The 21,512-nt window shown below is 64.4% G+C and carries 21 protein-coding genes and 1 tRNA gene; 13 read left to right on the top strand and 9 right to left on the bottom strand.

The window, feature by feature from the left end:
- Positions 1-198: 198 nt before the first annotated feature.
- Genes ACWBU6_RS05415 through ACWBU6_RS05385 form a run of 7 tightly spaced genes read left to right on the top strand, consistent with a single transcriptional unit; the run spans position 199 to position 7,579 of the window.
- A complete protein-coding gene (locus ACWBU6_RS05415; protein ID WP_452647818.1) occupies positions 199-732 on the top strand; it encodes a hypothetical protein in 534 nt (177 codons plus the stop codon).
- A gap of 38 nt (positions 733-770) precedes the next feature.
- On the top strand, positions 771-1,463 hold the full coding sequence (locus ACWBU6_RS05410) for an RDD family protein (protein WP_452647817.1): 693 nt from the start codon (positions 771-773) through the stop codon (positions 1,461-1,463).
- The gene (locus ACWBU6_RS05405; RefSeq protein ID WP_452647816.1) at positions 1,460-2,419 is read left to right on the top strand and encodes a stage II sporulation protein M; all 960 of its coding nucleotides are present in this window, start codon (positions 1,460-1,462) and stop codon (positions 2,417-2,419) included. Before ACWBU6_RS05410 ends, ACWBU6_RS05405 begins: the two co-directional genes overlap by 4 nt.
- The gene (locus ACWBU6_RS05400) at positions 2,406-3,998 is read left to right on the top strand and encodes a hypothetical protein (RefSeq protein ID WP_452647815.1); all 1,593 of its coding nucleotides are present in this window, start codon (positions 2,406-2,408) and stop codon (positions 3,996-3,998) included. The genes ACWBU6_RS05405 and ACWBU6_RS05400 overlap by 14 nt, the downstream gene beginning before the upstream one ends.
- Positions 3,995-5,281, top strand: a complete 1,287-nt coding sequence (locus ACWBU6_RS05395; protein ID WP_452647814.1) for a DUF4350 domain-containing protein — start codon at positions 3,995-3,997, stop codon at positions 5,279-5,281. Before ACWBU6_RS05400 ends, ACWBU6_RS05395 begins: the two co-directional genes overlap by 4 nt.
- A 1-nt stretch (position 5,282) precedes the next feature.
- A complete protein-coding gene (locus tag ACWBU6_RS05390; RefSeq protein WP_452647813.1) occupies positions 5,283-6,275 on the top strand; it encodes an AAA family ATPase in 993 nt (330 codons plus the stop codon).
- Positions 6,275-7,579, top strand: coding sequence for a DUF58 domain-containing protein (locus tag ACWBU6_RS05385; RefSeq protein ID WP_452647812.1), 1,305 nt, complete (start codon positions 6,275-6,277; stop codon positions 7,577-7,579). Before ACWBU6_RS05390 ends, ACWBU6_RS05385 begins: the two co-directional genes overlap by 1 nt.
- Here ACWBU6_RS05385 and ACWBU6_RS05380 read toward each other — a convergent pair.
- On the bottom strand, positions 7,557-8,057 hold the full coding sequence (locus ACWBU6_RS05380; protein WP_452647811.1) for a DUF805 domain-containing protein: 501 nt from the start codon (positions 8,055-8,057) through the stop codon (positions 7,557-7,559). The genes ACWBU6_RS05385 and ACWBU6_RS05380 overlap by 23 nt on opposite strands.
- A 3-nt stretch (positions 8,058-8,060) precedes the next feature.
- Entirely contained in the window at positions 8,061-8,621 is a 561-nt protein-coding gene (locus ACWBU6_RS05375; RefSeq protein ID WP_452647810.1) for a DUF805 domain-containing protein, read from the bottom strand.
- A gap of 177 nt (positions 8,622-8,798) precedes the next feature.
- Here ACWBU6_RS05375 and ACWBU6_RS05370 point away from each other — a divergent pair, with 177 nt between their 5' ends.
- Positions 8,799-9,953 (top strand): TIGR04552 family protein, encoded by a 1,155-nt coding sequence (locus tag ACWBU6_RS05370; protein WP_452647809.1) that lies wholly within the window; start codon positions 8,799-8,801, stop codon positions 9,951-9,953.
- Here the strand turns inward: ACWBU6_RS05370 and ACWBU6_RS05365 are convergent.
- Positions 9,950-10,198, bottom strand: a complete 249-nt coding sequence (locus ACWBU6_RS05365; protein ID WP_452647808.1) for a DUF1059 domain-containing protein — start codon at positions 10,196-10,198, stop codon at positions 9,950-9,952. The two genes, ACWBU6_RS05370 and ACWBU6_RS05365, sit on opposite strands and share 4 nt — an antisense overlap.
- A gap of 96 nt (positions 10,199-10,294) precedes the next feature.
- Between ACWBU6_RS05365 and ACWBU6_RS05360 the strand changes: the two genes are divergently transcribed.
- The gene (locus ACWBU6_RS05360; RefSeq protein ID WP_452647807.1) at positions 10,295-11,638 is read left to right on the top strand and encodes a serine hydrolase domain-containing protein; all 1,344 of its coding nucleotides are present in this window, start codon (positions 10,295-10,297) and stop codon (positions 11,636-11,638) included.
- Between the two features lie 38 nt (positions 11,639-11,676).
- On the opposite strand, the gene ACWBU6_RS05355 is transcribed toward ACWBU6_RS05360, so the two are convergent.
- Complete coding sequence (locus tag ACWBU6_RS05355; RefSeq protein WP_452647806.1) at positions 11,677-12,540, bottom strand: CsgG/HfaB family protein; 864 nt, start codon at positions 12,538-12,540, stop codon at positions 11,677-11,679.
- 135 nt (positions 12,541-12,675) lie between these two features.
- On the opposite strand from ACWBU6_RS05355, the gene ACWBU6_RS05350 reads away from it, so the two are divergent.
- Entirely contained in the window at positions 12,676-12,972 is a 297-nt protein-coding gene (locus ACWBU6_RS05350) for a PsiF family protein (RefSeq protein WP_452647805.1), read from the top strand.
- Here ACWBU6_RS05350 and ACWBU6_RS05345 read toward each other — a convergent pair whose 3' ends face one another.
- Positions 12,973-14,259, bottom strand: coding sequence for a hypothetical protein (locus ACWBU6_RS05345; RefSeq protein ID WP_452647804.1), 1,287 nt, complete (start codon positions 14,257-14,259; stop codon positions 12,973-12,975). It lies immediately after the preceding gene.
- Between the two features lie 37 nt (positions 14,260-14,296).
- Positions 14,297-16,183 carry a PAS domain S-box protein gene (locus ACWBU6_RS05340; RefSeq protein WP_452647803.1) on the bottom strand — a complete coding sequence of 629 codons (1,887 nt, stop codon included), beginning with the start codon at positions 16,181-16,183 and terminating at the stop codon, positions 14,297-14,299.
- A 53-nt stretch (positions 16,184-16,236) separates the two neighbouring features.
- On the opposite strand from ACWBU6_RS05340, the gene ACWBU6_RS05335 reads away from it, so the two are divergent.
- The 3 genes from ACWBU6_RS05335 (at position 16,237) to ACWBU6_RS05325 (ending at position 18,808) form a co-directional block, all read left to right on the top strand.
- Positions 16,237-17,226, top strand: a complete 990-nt coding sequence (locus ACWBU6_RS05335; RefSeq protein ID WP_452647802.1) for a hypothetical protein — start codon at positions 16,237-16,239, stop codon at positions 17,224-17,226.
- 111 nt (positions 17,227-17,337) lie between these two features.
- A complete protein-coding gene (locus ACWBU6_RS05330) occupies positions 17,338-18,678 on the top strand; it encodes an RCC1 domain-containing protein (RefSeq protein WP_452647801.1) in 1,341 nt (446 codons plus the stop codon).
- A 54-nt stretch (positions 18,679-18,732) separates the two neighbouring features.
- Positions 18,733-18,808, top strand: a tRNA-Phe gene (locus ACWBU6_RS05325).
- A gap of 49 nt (positions 18,809-18,857) precedes the next feature.
- Here ACWBU6_RS05325 and ACWBU6_RS05320 read toward each other — a convergent pair.
- The 3 genes from ACWBU6_RS05320 to ACWBU6_RS05310 are packed head-to-tail and all read right to left on the bottom strand — an operon-like array spanning position 18,858 to position 21,509.
- The gene (locus ACWBU6_RS05320; RefSeq protein ID WP_452647800.1) at positions 18,858-19,835 is read right to left on the bottom strand and encodes a lysylphosphatidylglycerol synthase transmembrane domain-containing protein; all 978 of its coding nucleotides are present in this window, start codon (positions 19,833-19,835) and stop codon (positions 18,858-18,860) included.
- Positions 19,832-20,221 (bottom strand): GtrA family protein, encoded by a 390-nt coding sequence (locus ACWBU6_RS05315; protein WP_452647799.1) that lies wholly within the window; start codon positions 20,219-20,221, stop codon positions 19,832-19,834. The genes ACWBU6_RS05320 and ACWBU6_RS05315 overlap by 4 nt, the downstream gene beginning before the upstream one ends.
- Positions 20,211-21,509 (bottom strand): NAD(P)/FAD-dependent oxidoreductase, encoded by a 1,299-nt coding sequence (locus ACWBU6_RS05310; RefSeq protein WP_452647798.1) that lies wholly within the window; start codon positions 21,507-21,509, stop codon positions 20,211-20,213. Before ACWBU6_RS05310 ends, ACWBU6_RS05315 begins: the two co-directional genes overlap by 11 nt.
- Positions 21,510-21,512 lie beyond the last annotated feature (3 nt).

The following is a 21,512-nucleotide window of genomic DNA, read 5'->3' as shown; positions in this document are numbered from 1 at the left end:
CATGCCGCGAAAGAACCCCCGTTGCGCCTGTGCTTTGAAGATGTGGACCAGCGACCGTGGAGCACGCCGGATGGAAAAGGCCTCAATTTTGAATTATTGAAGAGAGTTGAATTACTCCTCAATGAACAATTTATTTATTCCCCGAAACCCTGGAAGCGTTGCTTAAGTGAATTAAAACTTGGCCAGGTGGATGGAATAGTGGGTGCGGCAGATGCAATTGACCGCCGCGCCTGGTCGCGCATTCCCCAATTGCCAGATGGGCGCGAAGACCCCGGCCGCGCCTTATTTGAAGATGCGGCCCTGGTATTCCTGCGCGTGGGCGGCAACGGCAGCTGGGACGGCCACGAATTGCGGGCGCCCGGCAAGGTGGTGGTGGTGCAGACCGGCTACCTGGTGGGCCAGCAATTGCGCGAGAAGGGCTATATCCCCCATGACACCGTGAAGTCGGCGGCCGATGCGCTGCGCATGCTGACCAAGGGCAGCTTCGACGTCGCCGTCCTGCAGGGACTGGAAGCGAGCAAGCTGGCGCACGAAGATCCCCGCTTCAAGGGGAAAGTCCGCGAGGCCGAGCGGCCCTATTCCACCGTCCACCTGCACCTGATGGTGGCGCGCGGCGTCTACCAGCGCGATCCGCAGCGGATCGAAGCCATCTGGCAAGCCATCGGCAGCGTGCGCCAGTCGCGCGATTACCGGCAAATCGAGGAGGCGGCAGGCATAAAACATTTCCATTAATATTTCCTTTGAGGAAATTTTATGGTTAAATAAATGGCATGAATTCCCTTCTCGATGGACGCCTGTCCCTGACCACCCCCGAAGGCGTGCGTTTGCAGCTTGTTCCTGCCGGTCCGGTGGTGCGCGCTTACGCATGGGCCATCGATTTCGCCGCCTGGGGCATGGGCGCCAGCGTCCTCATCTCGCTCCTTGGCGCAATCATCCCTTCCCAAAAGCTGTTCAACGGCATGACGGCGCTGCTGTTCTTCTTCGCCTACTGGGCCTATCCGGTGTTGTGCGAGGTTTACGCAGGCGGGCGTACGCTGGGCAAGCATATTGTCGGCCTGCAAGTGCTGCGCGCCGACGGCCTGCCGCTGCGCTGGCGCGAATCGATGCTGCGCAACCTGCTGATGGTGGCCGACTTCCTGCCGCTGTGTTATGCCTCCGGCCTGCTGGCCATGCTGTGCGACCGCCACTTCCGCCGCCTGGGCGATATCGTGGCCGGCACCCAGGTGGTGTACCGCGACAAGCCGCCCAAGCGCGTCGACGTCCCCACTGCGGCGCCCTTGCCATTGCCCTTCCCGCTGACGCCGGAGCAGCAGCGCGCCCTGGCCGACCTGTTCGCGCGGGAAAGCCGGCTGCCGCACGGGCGCATGCTGGAACTGGCCGATATCGCCGAACCATTGACCGGCCGCGCCGGCGACGCCTCGCTCGAGCGCTTGCGCGGCATGGCCGCAGGACTGGTGCGATGAAGCAGGCGCAATTCGAAGCGACATACGGGGCGCTGTGGAACGAGATCGACACCCTGCTGGCCAAGCGCGCCGAAGGCCGCGAAGCCCTGCCCGAACAGTACCGCCGCCTGTGCCAATGCCTGGCCCTGGCCAGCCAGCGCGGTTACTCGCCGCAACTGGTGTCCTACCTGCACAGCCTGGTGGCGCGCTGCCACCACGCCCTGTACGGCGTGGCGGCCGAACGCCCGACCGTGCTGCTGCAGTGGTTGCGCCTGGACCTGCCGCGCCGCGTGCGCGCCGAATGGAAGTTGTTGCTGCTGGTGCTGCTTTGCCTGCTGGGGCCGGCCGTTGCCATCGGCGCGCTGGTCTGGCACGACTCGCACAATGCTTTCATGTTCGCCTCGCCGGAAGAGCTGACGCGCATGCACCAGATGTATTCGCCCTCGAGCATCAAGACTGGCCGCGGCGGCAGCGAAGGCGACTTGCAGATGTTCGGCCACTATATCTGGAACAACGTCTCGATCGGCTTCCGTACCTTTGCCAGCGGCATCTTCGGCGGCGTGCCGGCCTTGCTGAGCGTACTGTTCAACGGCATGAAGATGGGCGTGGTGGCCGCCTGGCTCAGCCTCGACCCGGCGACCCGCACGAATTTCTGGTCCTTCGTCGTGACCCACTCCAGCTTTGAGCTGACCGGCCTGGTGCTGTCCGGTGTAGCCGGCGTGCGCCTCGGCCTGGCCCTGGTCAAGCCGGGCCGCCTGCGCCGCCGGCGTGCGCTGCAGGAGGCCAGCGTCCAGATGTACCCGGTGGTGGCAGGCGCCGCCCTGCTGACGGTGCTGGCCGCATTCTTCGAAGCCTTCTGGTCGGCCAGCGGCTTTGCGCCGGCCGTCAAGTACGGCGTGGGCGCCGTATGCTGGGCCATCGTGCTCCTGTTCTTTGGTTTCGCCGGGCGCGGGAAAGGCGAGCATGCAACTCGATAAGCTGCGCCTTGACTTGCGCCCGCGCAGCAATGCGCAAGGCCTGGACCTTGGTTTCGCCCTGCTGCATGCGGGCGGGGCCGACGTATGGCGGGCCTGGCTGGCCTTGTGGCTGCCGCTGTCGGCGCTGGCCGTCCTGATCAGCTGGTACAACCCCGACCTGGCACTGGGCTGGCTGCTGCCCTGGTGGCTGCGTCCTTTGCTGGAGCGCGCACCGCTGCACGTCCTGGCGCGCCAGGTGTTCGGCGATCAGGCCAGCTGGCGCGATGCCTTGCGCGCCTGGCCGCGCGAGCTGGGTGGCGGCTGGTTCCGCATGCTGACCTGGTGGCGTCCCTTCATGGCCGGGCGCGGCCTGCACCAGCCGGTATGGGTACTGGAACGCGCTCGAGGCAAGATCGCCACGGCGCGCCGCGCAACCATCGCCCGCAACGGCACCGGCGGCGCGGCCCTGCTGTTTGGCTACACCTGCGCCGCTTTCGAAGCCGTGCTGATGTTCGGCATGCTGGCCCTGGCCGGCCTGTTCATGCCGGGAGAATCGCCCAATCCCTTTGCGCTGCTCGGCCTGACCGGCCAGGATGCCTTGCAGGCGGCGCTGTGCACCGCCGCATGGTGCCTGGCCTGCGCCGTCATCGGTCCGGTCTACACTGCCTGCACCTTCACCCTCTACCTGAACCGCCGCGCCACGCTGGAAGCGTGGGACATCGAAATCGTGCTGCGCCAGCTGCGTCCACCGGCGCGGCCGGCGGCAGCACGCCACGTTGCCGCCGTGCTGATGGCTGCGCCGCTGCTGGCCATGGCCTTGCTAGGCATGCCGCAACCGGTGCAGGCCGCCACGCAGGCGGCCGGCGCCAAGCCCGCAGTCACCGAGTGCGAGCCGCCGGAAGGACTCAAGAAAGAGGACACGGGCCGCGGACCTGCCCGTTCGGCCGAACAGGCCGCACTGCGCCAGCAGCTTGACCAGGTGTTCGCGCACGAAGATTTGCGCGGCTATCGCTGCGGCGAGCAGTGGGAGCTGCGCATTCCGCCGGAAAAGGAAAAGGAAAAGGAAAAACCGAAAGCCACGCCGCTGCTGCCACGCTGGATGGCGGCTATCCTGGCCGGCGTCTTCAAGGTGGCCCTGATCGGCGGCGCCATCGCGCTGGTGGCCTGGCTGCTGTGGCGCTACGCCGCGCCGCTGCGCTTCAATTTTGCGGCAGCGCCTGAACCGCGGCTGGCCACCGAAGTCGGCGGCCTCGATATCCGCGAGGAGAGCTTGCCGGCCGACGTCGCTGCCGCCGTGCGCGCACTGTGGCAGCAAGGGCAGCAGCGTGCCGCCCTTGCGCTGCTGTATCGCGCCACGCTGTCGCGCCTGGTCAGCCGCCAGTCGCTCAAGCTGCACCACGGGGCCACGGAAGGCGAATGCCTGGCCCAGGCGCGCAGCGCCAATGCCGCCGGCACGCTCGATGGCAATAGCCTGGCGCTGGCCGACCAGGCCACCACGCTTTGGCTGAATGCCGCCTATGGCGCACGCTGGCCGGCCGGCGAAGACGTGGCAGCGCTGTGCACGCGCTGGCAAGCCCATTTCGACCGCGAGGCAGCATGAAGCGCAACTCCCTTACCCTCGCCGTGATCGCCATCGTTGCCGTGCTGCTGGCCGGCGCCGGCTATGAACTGTGGCACCTGTACTTCCACAAGGTGTGGCGCGGCCAGCACCACGTCTCCGAAGCACAGACAAAGAACCCGATGCTGGCGGCAACGAGGCTGCTGGAAGCGCGCGGCCACCAGGTGCGCGTCGAGCCGGTGCTCAGCTACCAGCTGCTGAACCAACTGCCGGACGGCGTCATGCTGCTGTCGCGCTATGCGCGCCCGCCGGACGAACGCCAGGCCAGGCTGCTGCTGGACTGGGTCCGGCGCGGCAACACCCTGATCATGACGCCGGACTGGGTCGACGACAGCGACGGCGAAGAAGCCGTCCTCGAACAATCGACCGATCCCCTGGGCAAGCACTTTGGCGTGGCCATGTCGGGCAGCACCCGCGTGGACGACACCTGCCGCATTGACCCGCTGGAATCGAAGCGCCGCGAAAAGCGCGCGTCCGGGCAGGAACAACAGGACGAGGAGGAAGACGAAGGAGATGGCAACGTGCCCGATGGCCCGCCCCGCCTGGTCTGCCTGAATGCGCCCGGCGCCGCCAATACCATCGAGCTGGCCCGCCCTTCCGACACCCTGCAACGCATCGAGGGCAAGGGCGCGGCACCGCTGTGGGGCGACACCTATGGACTGGCCGTGCTGGTGTATGGCGAAGGCCGCGGCAAGGTAGCGATGGTGGCGGTCGACGCCGGCGACAGCTATTTCGACAACGAGGCGCTGCGCCAGTTCGACCACGGCGAACTGCTGCTGTTGCTGGCCGGCCAGAGCGGCCCGAAAGCGCCGGTGATGCTGGTGCAGCACAGCGAACCGGTGAGCTGGGCCGCCTGGCTGTGGCAGCATGGCCGCCTGGTAGTGATCGGCCTGGCCGCCCTGCTGCTGCTGTGGACCTGGAGCGCCTCGCGCCGCTTCGGCCCCATGCTGCCCGAAGCCGCCACCGCGCGCCGCGCCCTGATCGAGCATATCGAGGCCAGCGGCCGCTGGCTGTGGCGCTTGCCGCAGGGCCGCGCCTTGCTGCTGGACGCCGTGCGCAAGAGCACGGAGAAACAGCTGCTGCGCCGCCTGCCGGAATTGCATGCCCTGGACCCCGCCCAGCGCGCGCGCCGCCTGGCGCGCCTGGCCGGGCTGCCGGAAGCGCAAGTGAGCGACGCCCTGCTTGGGGCGCCGGCCCGGCGCGCCGCTGATTTCACACGACAGATTTCAATACTCCAACAATTGCGGACCCATCATGAGCGATAGCATGCCCATCCCAACCAACAACGCCATTCCGGCCGACCGCCTGGCGCAGGCGATCGACATCGTGCAGCGCCTGCGCGAGGAAATCGGCCGCGCCATCGTCGGCCAGCAAGCCGTGGTAGAACAGGTGCTGGCCTGCTGCCTGGCCGGCGGCCACGTGCTGCTGGAAGGCGTACCCGGCCTGGGCAAGACGCTCCTGGTCAAGGCGCTGGCCAAGACCTTTGCCGGCGAATTCTCGCGCATCCAGTTCACGCCGGACCTGATGCCGGCCGACGTGATGGGCCACGCCGTGTTCGACCAGCGCCAGCAAACCTTCAGCATCCGCAAAGGCCCGGTATTCACCCACCTGCTGCTGGCCGATGAAATCAACCGCGCTCCAGCCAAGACCCAGTCCGCCCTGCTGGAAGCCATGCAGGAGCGCCAGGTCACCATCGAAGGCGAAGCGCACACGCTGGAAGCGCCCTTCATGGTGCTGGCCACACAGAATCCGCTGGAAAGCGAAGGCACCTACCCGCTGCCGGAAGCGCAGCTTGACCGCTTCCTGATCAAGGCGCGCATTGCCTATCCAAGCGAGAAGGAAGAAACCGAGATGCTGCTGGCCGTGACACAGGACCGCGTCGGCGACGCGCTGGAAGTGGCGCAGGTGCGCACCCTCATCAAGCCGGAAGTCCTGGTCACGCTGCAACAGCTGGTGGCCCGCATCCGCGTCGACGAGGCCGTCGCCAACTATGCCGTGCGCATGGTGCGCGCAACGCGCCAATGGCCCGGCGTGGCGGTCGGCGCAGGCCCGCGCGGCAGCATCGCCCTGATCCGCCTGGCGCGCGCCATGGCCTTGATGGCAGGCCGCGACTACGCCACCCCGGACGACATCAAGCGGGCCAGCCTGCCGGTGCTGCGCCACCGCATCGCCCTGTCGCCGGAAAGCGAACTCGATGGCCTGGGCGCCGACGATGTGCTGGCCGCCCTGATCGACTCCGTCGCCGCGCCGCGCAACTGATGAAGCCAACCCGCCGCATGTTCCAGGCCCTGCTGGGCCTGACCGCGCTGGGGGTGCCGGCCAGCGTGTGGCCGGTGCTGCAGGCGCCCTGGCAGGTGCTGGGCGGCGCCCTGCTGCTGGCCGCGGGCGCCGACGCCCTGCTGGCGCGCCGCCGCCCTGCCCTGCGCGCGGAACGCAGCATGGCCGGCGTGCTGCCGGTCGGCGCCTGGCACGAGGTGCGCCTGGTCCTGCACAACGAAGGCAAGGCCGCGCTGCGGCTCGATGTGTTCGACGATTACCCCACGGCCTGGGAGCTGGAAGGCATGCCGCACGCAACGCGGCTGGCGCCGGGCGCATTTGCCAGCGTAACTTACCGCGTGCGGCCGCTGGAACGGGGCGACGGCAACTTCGGTACGCCATGGTTGCGCGTGGCCGGTCCGCTCGGCCTGTGGCAGGCGACGCACCGCGTCGGCCCGCAACAGACGGCAAAGGTCTTCCCCGACGTGGCGCGCCTGCTGGGCCAGGCCCTGCGCGCGACCGATCGCCAGGCACCGACTGCCGGCTCCCTGGTCAAGCGCCAGCGCGGCGAAGGCACGGATTTCCGTCAGTTGCGCGAATACCGCCGCGGCGACAGCCTGCGCTCGATCGACTGGAAGGCCACCGCGCGCCACCGCAAGCCGATCAGCCGCGAGTACCAGCTCGAACGCGACCAGCAGGTGGTATTCCTGCTCGATACCGGCCGCCGCATGCTGGCGCGCGACGACGATACCAGCCACTTCGACCATGCGCTGTACGCCGTGCTGACGCTGGCCTTCGTGGCGGGCAAGCAGGGCGATGCGGTTGGCTTGATGAGTTTTGGCGTGGACAACCGCTGGCTGCAGCCGGCCAAGGGCCGCATTGGCCTGGACCGCATGCTGGCCGGGGTGTACGACCTGCAGCCGGGCGAAGCTGCCCCCGACTACCTGCGCGCAGCCAACGACCTGCTGAATCGCCTGAACCGGCGCGCCTTCGTGGTGCTGGTGACGAACGTGCGCGATGAAGATGATGTGGCCTTGCGCCAGGCTGTCGACCTGCTGTCCTCACGCCACCTGGTGATGTGCGCCAGCCTGCGCGAACGCGCGCTGGATGCTGCCAGCACGGCGCCGGTGCAAAGCTTCGACGATGCCTTGCGGCTGGCCTCCAGCGAGCACTACCTGCAGCAGCGCCAGGAAGCCATCCGCCGCCTCGGCCTGCGCTCCGGCCACCTGGTCGATGTGGCGCCGGACCAGCTGGCCGGCGCCCTGCTCAACCGCTACCTCGATATCAAAGAAAGCGGAGCGCTGTAAGAGCGGACAGCAAGGCGCAGCCTGATGCGGCGCCAAGCTTCACGCCAAGGCCGGCCGGCGCCGGCAATGCGCCGAACCGGTTGGCTTCCGGCGTGCCGGGGGCAACGAGCAGGTAGATCAGGAAGATGAGCTGGAAGATGGGGAACAGCAGCAATAGCGCCCACCAGCTGCTGACATCGATATCGTGCAGCCGCCGGCGCGTCGCAAGCACGATCGCCAGCACGCAAACCAGGGGGATGGAAAAGATCACCGTATCGCTGGCCGTGGATTCGGCAGGAATATACTGGCGCACCCTCGGTATCCCGAAGGCCATGGCCACGGCGAAGGCGTACAGGATTGCCGCGGGAATGCCCAGCATGCTGTACGCGACGAAATGCAGGCGCCCGATGCGCCCATTCCAGCAAAACAGCCGCACCGCTTCAGCAGGGGAAAACGGCAGTTCCAGTCCTGCCTGCGGCGCGGCGTAGGGGTTGTGCATCCGTTACTGGCTGTCCTGCATCTGCGCTGCGCGCGCCCGCTCGGTGTAATCCTTGTATGCAGGGATCGAAATCGCCGCCAGGATACCGCCCACGACAATGATCACCGGCATGGACCAGGCCAGGATCAGCACGCCCGTGGTGTTTTTGGCCGGTGCCGGACCGTATTCGTTGGCGCCCTCGTCGCCAGGGCCAAACAGCAGCCACAGGCCAACGATAATCTGGACCAGCGGAATGATCGCCAGGATGCTCAGCCAGCCCGACTTGCCCATGTCATGCAAGCGGCGGCGCGCGAGGATAATGGTGACTGCAAAGTACAGGCCATAACCGATCACCATGCCCAGCATGCCGCCACCAGCCCCGGCGTCGGCCATCATGCCCGACAAGGCGCCCATGCCGATGGTCAGGAACATTACCGGCAACATCAGCAAGCCGGCCAGGAAGCCGTAGGCAAAATAGCGGACACGGCCAATTCGGCCGTTGAGGGAAAGGAACTTCGGCATATAGGTATCGTCGCTGACCCGTTCGGTCAGCTTGGATTGCGGCATGGAATATGGATTACTCACGGTTGCTCCTGAAAAGGTATTGATTCGTTATTAAAGTTACCACCAAGAAAATCTTACATTATTTTTTTACTAAGGCACAAGGCCGATTTCGATACAACACCCGGCTTGCGGCTGGGCCCCGCGCCTGCGATACTTTCTTTAAAGACTGGACGGTTGCACAATAGACAAGACACCTCCATGCATCCCTCACTCAAGTGCCAGGGCAAGTTTTCCCTGAACTGGACCTATCTGAATGCCATCGCCTCCGGCGTGTCGGCAATCGACCTTGGCGGACTGGCGCTGCGCAACAAGCACGATGCCCACCAGTTCGTGCGTGAGTACGGCTTCGACATCGACAACCCGCACGCCCGCGACGTGATCGCGCGCGCCCACGGCGAAGCGCTCGACTTCATCTGCAGCAGCTTCCTGACGCCGGGCCAGGCAGCCCTGATCCCGCCCGAAGTACGCCTGCCCGACGATCCGCTGGACTTGCTGGTCTTCGCTTCGCTGCACGGCAATGAGCAGGTCGAATTGCGCCGCATGTGGTCGTGCGCCGTGCTCAAAGTCATGCATGGCATCTTCTACATCGATAACAACCTCAAACTGCGCTATTTCAACACCATCCGCCAGCAAGTGTTTGCCAGCCTGGATGAAGTGATCCGCGAGGAGGATGGCCAGTACTATTTGAGCGATGGCGAAGTTTGCCTGCCCTTGCTGCACTTTGACCGCAAGAACAATAAAAGCCGAGGCAGTATCCTGCTCAAGCTGTTGCAAAAGGCGGCCTACCTGGCAGCCGACATCTTCGACCACCTCGGCGTGCGCCTGGTCTTCAACACCCGCTTCGAATGCCTGCTTGCCTTGCGCACCCTGCAGCGCGCCCACCTCATCTCCGTCACCAATGTCGACTCGCAGCGCACGCGCAATACCCTGCTCGACATGGAGGCGGCAAAGGAAGTGTTCACCCAGTACCGCTGCATGCTGGAAGCCGCCGACGGCTATCCGGCCGCCTTGCTGGAAAAGATGGACGCCCAGCTGATGGAGATTGCAGCGCCGCAGACGCGGGCCGACAACCCGCACAGCGGTACCGGCTTCAACAGCATCCAGGTCACGGTGCGCAAGATGATCCACCTGCCGCCGGACGACCCGGCAGCCAGCGGTCCCGACTACGACGTCGGCTTTTTCTTCGAGTACGAAATCCAGCTGATGGACAAGGCCAGCCATGGCCGGACGCTGGAAGGTCCGGCCAGCCACGACGCCTACAAGAAACGCCAGGTCGACACGGCGCGCCTGCGCGTGCTGGGGCGTGACCTGCTGCGCTACCTGGAAACCCGGCCCGCTGCGCAAGCGGCCTAATGCGGCCTGATGCCCTCGGCTGCGCCGGTGCTGGCGCCTGGCGGCATGGCATGTTCAGGCGGCATGCCCTCATGGATCAGGCCGCGAATGGCACTGCGCAGTTCAGGGCTATCCGTGTGCTTGTGGACCGAGACGGCGTGCTGGACGGCGACTTCCAGCAGCTCGTCTTCGCTGTCTGCCGAAATGGCGACGCTGCATTGCGCATCGCTGGGAAATTCGCGGCAGTCGATATATTTGCGGGTCATGGCGACCTCCCTTCCGAAGAGCTACTTACACTATAGGCCGTTTGGCCGGCAATTCCATGCTACATTGCCTGCCTGTTAAACAAGCATGGAGGCGCGATGCTGTTACGCTCAACGGTCCTGGCCTGTGTCCTGTTCGCAAGCAATCTCCAGGCGGCGCCGCTCGAGCGCGCGCTGGAACAAAAGATGGCCGCCAATGCCCAGCGCTATGTGATCGCCAGCCAGGCGGTGCTGGTGGCGCGCAACGGCGAGACCGTTTTCCGCAACGTCGCCGGCGCCCGGCGCGACGAGCTGTTTCCCGTGTACTCGATCAGCAAGCTGCTGGCCAGCGTGCTGGTGATGCAATTGGTGGAAACAGGCCAGCTGGACCTGGACAAGCCCGCCGGCGCCTACCTTCCCACCCTGCCCCTGCGCTGGCAGCAGATTCCACTGCGCCACTTCCTGAACCATAGCTCGGGTCTGCCGGAATACTTCGACCTCAGCAGCCCATCCGGGCCGGCCTTCGCGCCCACCCTGCAGGCGGCCTTTGCCGCAATTGCCGACCAGCCGCTGGCATTCGAGCCCGGCAGCAACATGCGTTACACCCAGACCAATTTCCTGCTCCTTGCCGCCCTGCTGGAAGCGCGCTACGGCAAGCCGTACACGCAAATCGCCAACGAACGCATCATCGGCAAGCTGGGTTTGCAGCACACTTATCTTGGCCGCGCCAGCGCCGTCGCCAGCGGCCATCGCATCGTGCGCAGCTTTATCGGCAAGGGCGGCACGTTGCAGCCCGAAGCTATGGTCCAGTGGCCGGACTATGCCCATGTCCATGCCGAGCTGTTCACCACGGTGGACGACCTGGCGGCCTTCCTCCAGGCCGTGGCAGGCGGCGGACTGGTCGGCAAGGAAGCGCTGCGCAAGCTGTGGCAGCCGCAGAAACTGGCCAACGGGCAAGATGGCAGGTTCGCCTCAGGCTGGGAATTCGGCCGCAGCGGCGGCCATGAATTCGTCGGGCACGACGGCGGCGCCAAGACGCGCGTGCGTTTGCTTTGGCCCGACCGCAACGGCGGCCAAGGTGGCGACAGCTATACCATCATCTACCTCACCAATGGCAGCGCGCACAACGTCTGGTCGCGCACCCTGGTCGAGAGCCTGATGGCGGCAACCGACCCGGCCCGCTTTGCCATGGAGGCGGTATCGGAGCAGTTGATCGATTACGCCAGCCGGCCGGCGGCAACGCCGGCCCAGGCCCAGGCGCTGCAGCAGCAGTGGCAAGCGCTGGCGGCGCGCGATGGCGCAAGCCTGGAACGGCGTATCGATGAAACCGCTTATGCGATGCTGGAAACGCGCGGCAACAGCGCAGCCGTCAAGCTCTTCGAACTGAACACGCGCCTGTTCCCGCAATCGGACAGCGCGCGCGACAGCCTGGCGCAGGCCCGGGCAGCCGCCCGGACGCCGTAGCGGGAAGCCCCGCCGGCGCTTCCCTGCGCTGCCATGGATCAGTTTTTCTTCTTGGCCGGCTTCTTCTCGAGCTCTTTGGAGGCCGGCGTCGAACCACCCTGCACGCCCAGCGCGCCGCCGGTGCCCATGCCGCCGGCTACCTCCTGCGCCTTGTAATTCCGCACCGCCTTCACCAGCTGGTTATACGAATCCATGAAGGAGGCAATCAGGATCTTGCCTTCCGGCGTATTGGAATAACCGCCCGCCGCGCCGAAGCCGCCACCGCCGAACAATGCACCGCCAACATTGAAGTCATAATTCTTGGCGCTGCCTTCCGCGGCAGCCAACTGAATGCCGGAGCGGTTATCCACCATCAGCAAGGTGGTGGAAGCCTCATTCGCCTTCAGCCCGCCGGCAACAACCCCGGCCACACTGCCCAGCAAGCCCAAGCCACCCAGGGCACCGCCCACGCCTTGCGTCCCTTTCTGGCTGAACGTAATGCTCGGGCTCATGGTGTAATCGGCAGCCACCATCTGGCCCTTGCCGTAATTGCTGCCGGATCGCATTTCGCCTGACGCAGCCAGGGCACGCTCCTGCATCAGCTTGCCCATTGCCGCACCACGCTCAACCACGACAAAGCAATTCGATTGCTGGATCATCATGCGCAGCACAGGTACAGTCGAGCCGAGCTTGTATTGCGACAGACGGTGGTACCACGGTGCGGCCGTATCTTCCACCACACCGAGCGTGCCTAGCGGCTTGTCACATTTTTCCAACTGCGTGTTGGCATTCGATGCCGTGGCACCGCCCGCGGAACCGGTAGCCATGGTCGGCGCACCACCCAGTTTGGGATCCGTGCCCGCACAGGCGGTCAAGAGCAACAGCGCCAGGCCGGCATAGGCAGTCCCGGATCTGAAAACCATCTTATTGTCCATGTTCACCCCCAGTAGAAACCACCGTTTGAACTCATCGGCGTCCTTTGAGAATAGGCCACATCGACAAAAAATCTATGTATAGTTATTACCGCAAGACCAACTCAACTGTTAGAAGGAAGCCCCATGAAAAAACTGATCATTGCCGCCCTGGCCCTGTCTTGTTCCGCCGCATTCGCCGCGGACCCGGCGCCGGCAAAGAACGCCCAACAATCCAAAATGACGACCTGCAACAAGGAAGCCGAGGGCAAGAAGGGCGACGAACGCAAGGCCTTCATGAAGGAATGCCTGAGCGCGAAGCCTGCCGCGCCGGTAACGCAGCAGGACAAGATGAAGGCCTGCAACGCGGACGCAGCCGGCAAGAAAGGCGACGAGCGCAAGGCATTCATGAAAGAATGCCTGAGCTCGAAAAAGGCTGCCTGATCAGCGCAGGCCGCTGGCCAGGCGTGGCGACGAGAGCAATGTCTTGAACGCTTCCCAGCGCTGTTTGCGGGCGGCGAGCGGATCGGTGGCCGTCACGTGCTTTTCCACCCAGGCTTTGACCATGTCCTTGCCCAGGTTGTAGTTGATGACGTAGCCGCGGTTGGCGTCATAGAAGGCCAGGCGCTGCGCCGATTTCTCCGGCGGGTACAGGGCCACATTCACCAGCCACTCAATGGTCTGCTCGCGCGTCCACTTCCCTTCCAGGTAAGCCTGGGCTGCATCGTTGTCGGCGTAGCTCAGCTTGCCCAGCAGCTTCATCAGTTTGGCGTATTGCGGCGCTAATGCCGGCTCCAGGCCCGCCAATGGGTAGAGCACCTTCTGCTCGAACGCCAGGCGCTCTTCATCGGTGAACGCCATTTCGATGCCGTAGTTGGCGCTGCCCTCGGCAATCAGCGACATCGGCGAATACAGCGGATAGACGCTGAACTCGACCCAGTTGCGCTGCTTGACCAGCGACTGCTCCAGCATGGCGTTGTAGACGTGGTGGCCCGGGTAACCTTCATGGCAGCCCAGGTCGACAGCGCGCTCGATGTAGATCGGGAATTCGGTATTAATCTGGATCAGGCTATGCGCATTGCCCTTGTACCAGTTATAGCCGGACCAGGGCTTGTTGCTGACGAATTCCAGCACAAAGCTTTCCTTTTGCGGCAACGCCATGAAGGCGGCGGTGCGCTCGCGGCAGGCGGCAATGGCAGCATCGAACACGGGCTTGAGCTTGTCCTTCGGGATCGCGAACCTGGCGCGGAAGGCTTTCAGGCGTTCCGGCAGGGTGCCTTCGCCCGGCAGCAGCTTGTCGACCTGGGCCACCAGTGCCATGTAGTAAGCGCGCTCGTGATGCGGGGTCACGGCGTCGTACAGTAGCGCGGTCTCTTCGTCGAACGTGAACTTGCGGCCTTCCATCATTTCAACGCGGGCCTGCATGGCCCTGAGCTGCTTGGACAGGAATTCAATGCGCAGCGCCTCGTCGGCGCCGCCGGCCTTCTGCTGCGCGATGTCGCGCTGGGCGGCCACCACGCCGGCCTTGATCGATGCCAGACTTTGCTTTTCCCTGGCGGCCTGCTGCTCCAGCTCCGGCGGGCCGTAGTAGGCATCCACATAACTGGCGTCATGCTGGCCGATGGCCAGCACCAGCTTGCGGTAACGCTCCGCCACGTCCTGCACCGACGCCGCCATGGCGCTGCCTGCCATCAGCATGGCCAGTCCTCCTAGTACGATTTTTTTCATCATCTCCTCTACGGCTTGTGCCAAAGTCGTAGAGTGTAACTCAGCCCGTGCGCAGCTGGCGGGCCAGGTCGGCCAGGCGGTATGGCTTGCCGATGATGGAAAACTCCTGGTCCGACTGCGGGAAACCGGACGCCAGGATGATCTTGACGCGCGGGTAGCGCTGGCGTACCTCGCGCGCCAGTTCGAGACCTGTCATCCCGTTCGGCATCATCACGTCGCTGAACAGGACATCGACTTCGCTATCGCGCTGCAGCGCGCGCAAGGCGGCCGCCGCATCGCTGGCATGCAAGGTGGCATAGCCCATGGCCTGGAACAGCTCGCGCGCCGATTCCATTACCAGCGGATCGTCTTCCACGATGAGCACGCGTTCCTCGCGCGCCGGGCGCGTTGGCGGCTCCTCCGGCACCGATTCCTCCAGGGCTGGCAGGAAGAGGTTGATGGCGGTGCCTTTTCCTTCTTCGGTATCGATGGACACGCCGCCGCCCGATTGCACGATAAAGCCGTACACCTGGCTCAAGCCCAGGCCGGAACCCTTGCCGACCTCCTTGGTGGTGTAGAACGGTTCGAAGGCGCGCCGGCGCACTTCTTCGCTCATGCCGGTGCCGGTGTCGGCAACGCTCACGCGCACATAGTCGCCGGCAGGCAGCGCGCCGGCCTGATTGGCTTCGAGCCTGACGTTGCGCGTGGTGACTTCCAGTGTGCCTCCTTCCGGCATGGCATCGCGCGCGTTCACCACCAGGTTGAGCAAGGCAGCCTCGAAGCGCGCCTCATCGATCGAGGCCTGGCGCAATTTTGGATCGAGGTCCATCTCGAAACGCATCAGCGGTCCGGCGGCACGCCGCAGCACCCCTTCAAAGCCAAGCACCAGCCGGTTCAATTGCTGCACGCTGGGCTCCAGCGGCTGCTGGCGTGCAAAGGCCAGCAATTGCTGCGTCAGCGCGGCGCCACGGTCGACGGCACGGCGCATGCTGTCCAGCACGCGCACGCTGGCGCCTTCCGGCGGCGCCGTACGCAGGATGTCGATGCCGTTCGAGACCACGGCCAGCAGGTTGTTGAAGTCGTGCGCCACGCCGCCGGTCAGTTGCCCGATCGATTCCATTTTCTGCGCCTGGAACAGGGCTGCCTGCGCCTGTTCCAGCGATTCCTGCGCCTGGCGCTGCTCGGTGTTGTCGCGCGTGACTTTGGCAAAACCCAGCAGTTCGCCATCGTCGTCATACAGCGCATCGATGACAGCGTGGGCCCAGAATCGCGTGCCATCCTTGCGTACCCGCCAGCCCTCGCTTTCATAGCGTCCCTCGCGCGCAGCAACTTCCAGCGCCCGTTCCGGTACGCCGGCTGCTTTGTCGTCTTCCGTGAAGAAGCGGCGGTAGTGGGTGCCGAGCACCTCCTCTGGCGCATAGCCCTTGATGCGCTGGCCGCCCTGGTTCCAGTTGGTGATCAGGCCTTGCGGCGACAGCATGTAAATCGCATAGTCGATCACCCCTTGCACCAGCAGGCGGAAACTCTGCTCGCTCTCGCGCAGCGCTTCCATGACGCGCTTGCGCTCCGTGATGTCGCGCGTGACGTTGGCGAAGCCGACATGCTCGCCTTCCGGCGTGTAGATCGGATCGATCACGACACTGGCCCAGAACAGCGAGCCGTCCTTGCGCATGCGCCAGCCCTCGCATTCGAAGCGCCCGTCTTTCAGGGCCGTGGAAAGCGCACGCTTGGCCAACCCGGCCTGCTGGTCTTCGGCCGTATGAAACCGCGAGAAGTGCGTGCCCAATATCTCCTTTTCGCTGAAACCGTTGAAGCGCTGCGCGCCCGCGTTCCAGCTGCTGACGCGGCCCTCGGTATCCATCATGTAGATCGCGTAGTCGCTGATGCTGGAAACCAGAAGTTGATACCTGGTTGACAGACTCTCAAGCGCTGGGGCTTCATTGATCATTAGTAGCTGGGGCGCACTGCTGCGCGCATTCATTGTGCGAGGATCTCAGGAGAATGCCACAATCTGCAATTATGTGGAAAACGACTTTGTTGCTGGCCCTGGCCTTGTCGGTGCCCACGGTGGAAGTTCCCAATATCCGCTCGCCGGTGGACAAATCCTACCGCAAGATGCTGCAGGGCGCGGAACGCTTCAAGCGCGAGCACGCGCTGGCGCCGCAGGCCTCCTTGCGCTTTCGCCTCTTGCCGCGCCAGCCGGGCACCAAGATGCAAGGCATCAAGCTGAAGGTGGTGGGCGATACCAGCAGCATGGCGGTAGCGACCGGCCCCGACAACAGCTTCACGCTGGATTACAACGAACTGCTGTGGCGCGAAGATGCCGCCGTGCTGGCCAACCGCAAGACCTTGTCCATGACATGGCGCGCCGAGGTGCGCAGCCCCGGCGTGCCGGAGGGCATGCGGCGCCTGGGCGACCTGCGCCTGGAATGCCTGGTCGGGATGGAGGCCGGGCTGGTATCGAACAATGCCCACCTGTTCGCCTGGCTCGACGAATTCCTGCGCAGTCCGGATAAGGTATGCAACGACCCGCACGGCAATTATTTGTTCTTCACCGAAAAGCCGTTGTTCGCCATCACGCTCCAGTCCGGCGAACGGCGCGCTACCCTGCCCTTCCACGCGCTGTATGCCGGCAACCCGCCAGCGGCCGAAATGCCCTATTGCGATTGCCAGGTGTTATTGGACCGCAGCTACTTTGCGCCGGTGTGGGACCGCTCGTGGCCGGACGACACCCTGCTGAGCTTCGAATACATGGACGACCCGCCGCCGGCCAGCCCGGCCGCACCGCGCGACCGCTCGGCGGCACTGGCAACACTCGGGCCGCCCCAGCTCAGCAGGCGCTTCGACAGCGGACCTGAGGTCTGGCTGTACCAGTCGACAGCGCCAGCCCATCTGGCACCCGGCGCCGACGGCCGCCCGCGCATGGGCGAGCATGTGCTGCTGTTCGACGCCAGCGGCACCACGCTGAAGTCGCGCCAGCGCGCGCCGTGATGACCCTACCAGCCCAGCCGCAAGCGAAGTCCGCTTGACGCCATCCACACCCGGGCGGGCGATTGCACCTTATGCAATTAATTGTTATTATTGGCAATTTTCCCTCCGAAAATGCGCCAATTTCAACACGCTGCTGCACTCTGTGCAATCCTGGCCCTGAGCGCTTGTGGCGGCGGTGGCGGTACCACCCCGGTGCCACCATCCCCGCCACCGGCGCCGGCAGTTCCCGCACCGGTGGTCAGCGCGGTTTCGCCTGCAAGTGCCTTCATCGGCAAGGCAAGCACCTTCAGCGTTACCGGCAAGAACCTGGTGAGCGGTATGAGGTTCGCGCTACCCGACTGCGCCGACATCACCGAACTTTCGAACGGCGACGGCACGCAGCGGCAATTCAGTTGCACCCCTTCCGGCAAGCCTGGATTGCGGCAGGGAGCGGTGTACGCGCCTGCTGGCAGCCAGTCCCCACTTCTCAGCTTCCCGGTTGACTACCAGGAGGCAGTTGTAACGTTTGTCGCCAATGTCTCCTGGCGCTACGTTGCCATCAAATCGGATGGTTCGCTCTGGACCTGGAACCCGCAGCAACCCGCGCCGGTCAAGGTGGGCGATGACTTCATGGATGTTGCCGTGAGCACGTTTGCCACCCTGGCCATCAAGAAGGACGGCACGCTGTGGAGCTGGGGCGTGTTGAACTCCGAAGGCATCCTGGGTAGCAGCAACTTCGTTCCGAATACCGAACCCAAACAGATCGGCACCGGCTTCGCCAAAGTGGTCGTCAAAGGAGAGTACACAACCGGCGGCGAAAGCGCGGAAGCACTGAAGAAGGACGGCAGCATATGGGTCTGGGGCGCGCGCAGCCAATTGCAGCCAAACGCCTATGGCCCCGAAGCGACGCCGCACTGGATCAGCACCGGGTTTTCCGATATTGCGCGCGGCTCGGGAGGGTCTTCCTTTGGACTCAAGAGCGACGGCTCGCTGTGGACCTGGAACCGCAATATCTCGGATCATCCCTTTGAACCGGTCAAGATCGCAGAAGGCTATGTCGCGATCGCCACCAGTTACGATGCCGCGTATGGACTGAAGTCAGACGGCTCTCTTTGGAACTGGGGGCGGAATGCACCCCAATGGTCAGGAAACGTCGCCCCGACTGCCAGTGCGCCCGCCAAGGTCGGGGACGGCTTTGTCAGTATTTCGGCAGGCATGTATCACGCAATGGCCCTGAAGTCCGACGGCACTTTATGGGCAGGCGGCAGCAACAGCCAAGGCCAGTTCGGGGATGGCAGTTCCAGCGGAGGTTCCTTCCGCCAGGTCGCTACCGGAATTGCCGGCGCCTGGGCCGGCAGCTCCTGCTCATTTATCAAGAAGCTTGATGGCAGCTTGTGGGCTGCAGGCGTATGTGACCTGGGAGACGGCAAATACACCCGCTATATTTATACGCCGGAACAGCTCAAGCTGTAAGCTCGGCCGAGGGCTTGGCAAAAGGAAATCCGGTCTGCTATAATTGCGCGCCTTGGCCTGGTAGCTCAGTTGGTAGAGCAGAGGACTGAAAATCCTTGTGTCGGTGGTTCGATTCCGCCCCGGGCCACCAAGAATAAGAAGTGAAAACGCCACCCTCGGGTGGCGTTTTTGTTTCTGCGCTAGGCAGCCGCCTTACGCGAGGAAATGAGCAGGCACATGGCGCCAATCGCCATGCCCAGCCAGAGCGTCACCAGGCGAATGGCAATCGCAATCGACACGGCAACACTGCCGTCTACGCTGTGCTCGGTCAATTGAATCACCAGGGCCGCCTCCATAGCGCCTAGCCCGCCCGGCGACATGCTGGCTGCGCCGAACAAGGTCGCCTGCACAAAGATCAGGACGCAGGCGGCTACCGGCACCCCGGTCCCTGCCGCATCGCAGAACCAGGCAAACACCAGCGCCTGCGTCCCATACGCCACCGTCGCCAAGGTGGAATACGCCGTAACGCGCGGCAACTTCCACACGCTGGCCCAGTGCTCCAGGATCGCCTGCCCGCCCTTGACCGGCAGGCGTTGCCAGGCGCGGCCCAGCCAGCCCCACCATGCACCGGCGCGGGGATGCCGCAGGAACCAGGCGAATACGCAGCTGCCCGACAGCAGCACTGCAAACGCCAGCAGCCATGCCCAGGCCAGCGCATGTCCCAGCACCCCGGCGGCCACGAAGCCCAGCAAACACATCCCCAGGACATCGCTGGCGCGGTCAACGATAAAGGCGGCAAGGCTGTGTGCAATCCTTACGCCCTGCTGCAGCAACAGGGCGGAACGGAAAGTCTCCCCCGTCTTGCCCGGCGTTGCGGTCAACCCGAGTCCCGACAGGTAGATGGCGAGGTGGCGCCATGCAGGCACCCGGTAGCCGAAGCAACGCAGCGCAGATTCCCAGCGCCCAAAACGCCACAGGTAAGAAGACGACGACAGCACTGCACCCAGCAGCAAGACGTTCAGGCCCAGGGATGCCAGTGCCGTGGCAGTATCTTGCCAGCCGAACCAGAATATCGCGCTCAGGTAGAGCAGCACCCCGGCGCTGACAAACAGCACGACAGCCCGGATGATGCGGGGATCACCCAGGGCGGAGCGGATGCGCGCTACAGCCCCGCTCATCGGAAAGTCAGGAACTTATGGCCAAAATAGCTGGTCACCACTGGCACGAGCACGCCAGCCAGGTGCGCCAGCGCCTCCGCATGCGCGATGATGCCAAGCGAAGGCAGCAGCCAGCGGGCCAGCAACAAACTGATGGCCAGCGTCTGGAGCACTGCCAGCACGTTCACGCCGACGAACTTGCCGGCCTGGGAAGCGAGCGCTCCGCCCTGCGCGTTGAACACATGGCCGCGCATCAGGATAAAGGCGACCAGCATGCCGACCAGGTAGGCAAAGAAAACCGCCGGCGCGTAGTCCAGGAAGGTGCTGAACACAAAACGCGAGCCAAAATTGGCTCCGGCAGCGATGCCGCCGGCCATGAGAAAGCGCAGGAATTCCTTATTCAGCATGGGCCGCCATTTTCGCCATATTCCGGCCAAAGTCGATACTTTCGGAGATGCCGCGATCCTCGGGGTAGTAGTAAGAGGTGTCGGCTACCCACAAGCCCTTCACCGGCAGCGCCACGGGTGGCAGCTTGTCCAGGTAGCCCGGGTCGCAGATCGGCTGTGCGTAGCGGTAGCGGCTGGCGCGCATGTCGAGGAAGTCTTCGTCACGCAGCGCAGGATTGATCTTCTTCAGGTAGCCGCGCACCTTGTCGAGGAATACCTGGTCCGGGTCGGCAAACTTCGGATGTTCGCCCGGCATGTAAAACGGCACATAGGTGATGTGCTCGTCGAGCGGGCGCAGGTTGGAGTATTCGACCAGGCCCGGGATATCCATGTCCGGGTCGTTGGTATTGAGCCAGAAGTTCTCCGTGACGGCCTTGCGCAGCTTGGCGATCACGCATACGACGGCGATGTTCTTGACCGCCTTGAACTTTTCCAGCAGCGCAGGCGGCAAGTCAGGCATCACGCGCGGCACGTAAGGCAACGGGATCGTGCTGACCACCTTGTCGAAGGCTTCGAACCGGCCGCCGGCTTCAATGCCGCGCACCTGGTCCTGTTCCATGACGACCCTGCTGGCCGGAGTACCCAGGCGCACTTCGCCGCCGTGCTTGACGATATCGTCGCGCATGGCGTTGAGCAGGGTTTCGGATCCGCCATCGAGATAGCCCAGCTTTTCCTCGAACAGGCTGGCGCGCGAAGTGCCGATGCGGCGGATGCGGCTCCAGATCCAGGCTGCCGACAGGTTGCTGCTGTAATCGTAGAATTTGTAGTCGAACAGGCGGCGCCACAGCACTTCCCAGGCTTCTTCCCCGACCCAGCGGCGAATCCATCCGGTCGCTTCCACGTGATCGAGCGGCCGCCAGTCCTCACGCTTGCGCCTGGTGGACAGGAAGGCGTGCAGGCCATAACGGAATTTGGCGGTCAAGCTCAGGCCGCGGAACTTCAGCAGCGCGACCGGATTGCCCCATGGCTGCAGGCGATTCTGGTACCAGTAGCCCATCCTGGTGGCGACCCAGTGCATTTTCGACTGCAGGCCCAGCTCGTCCAGCACCCGCAGGAACGCGGTATCGGAAATACAGTGGAAATGGTAGTAGCGCTCAATCGACAGCCCGGAGAAATCGAAGGCGGCGGCCATGCCGCCGACCCGGTCGTCGGCCTCGAACACGACTGGATGGTGGCCGTCGCGCGCCAGCTGGTAGGCGACCGCCAATCCCATTGGCCCGGCGCCCAGCACTGCAATGCGTTGTCCCATGTG

The sequence above is a fragment of the Pseudoduganella sp. HUAS MS19 genome, from assembly GCF_053615455.1.
Note: the sequence above shows the minus strand (reverse complement) of the source record. Positions and strands in the feature narration are given on the sequence as shown.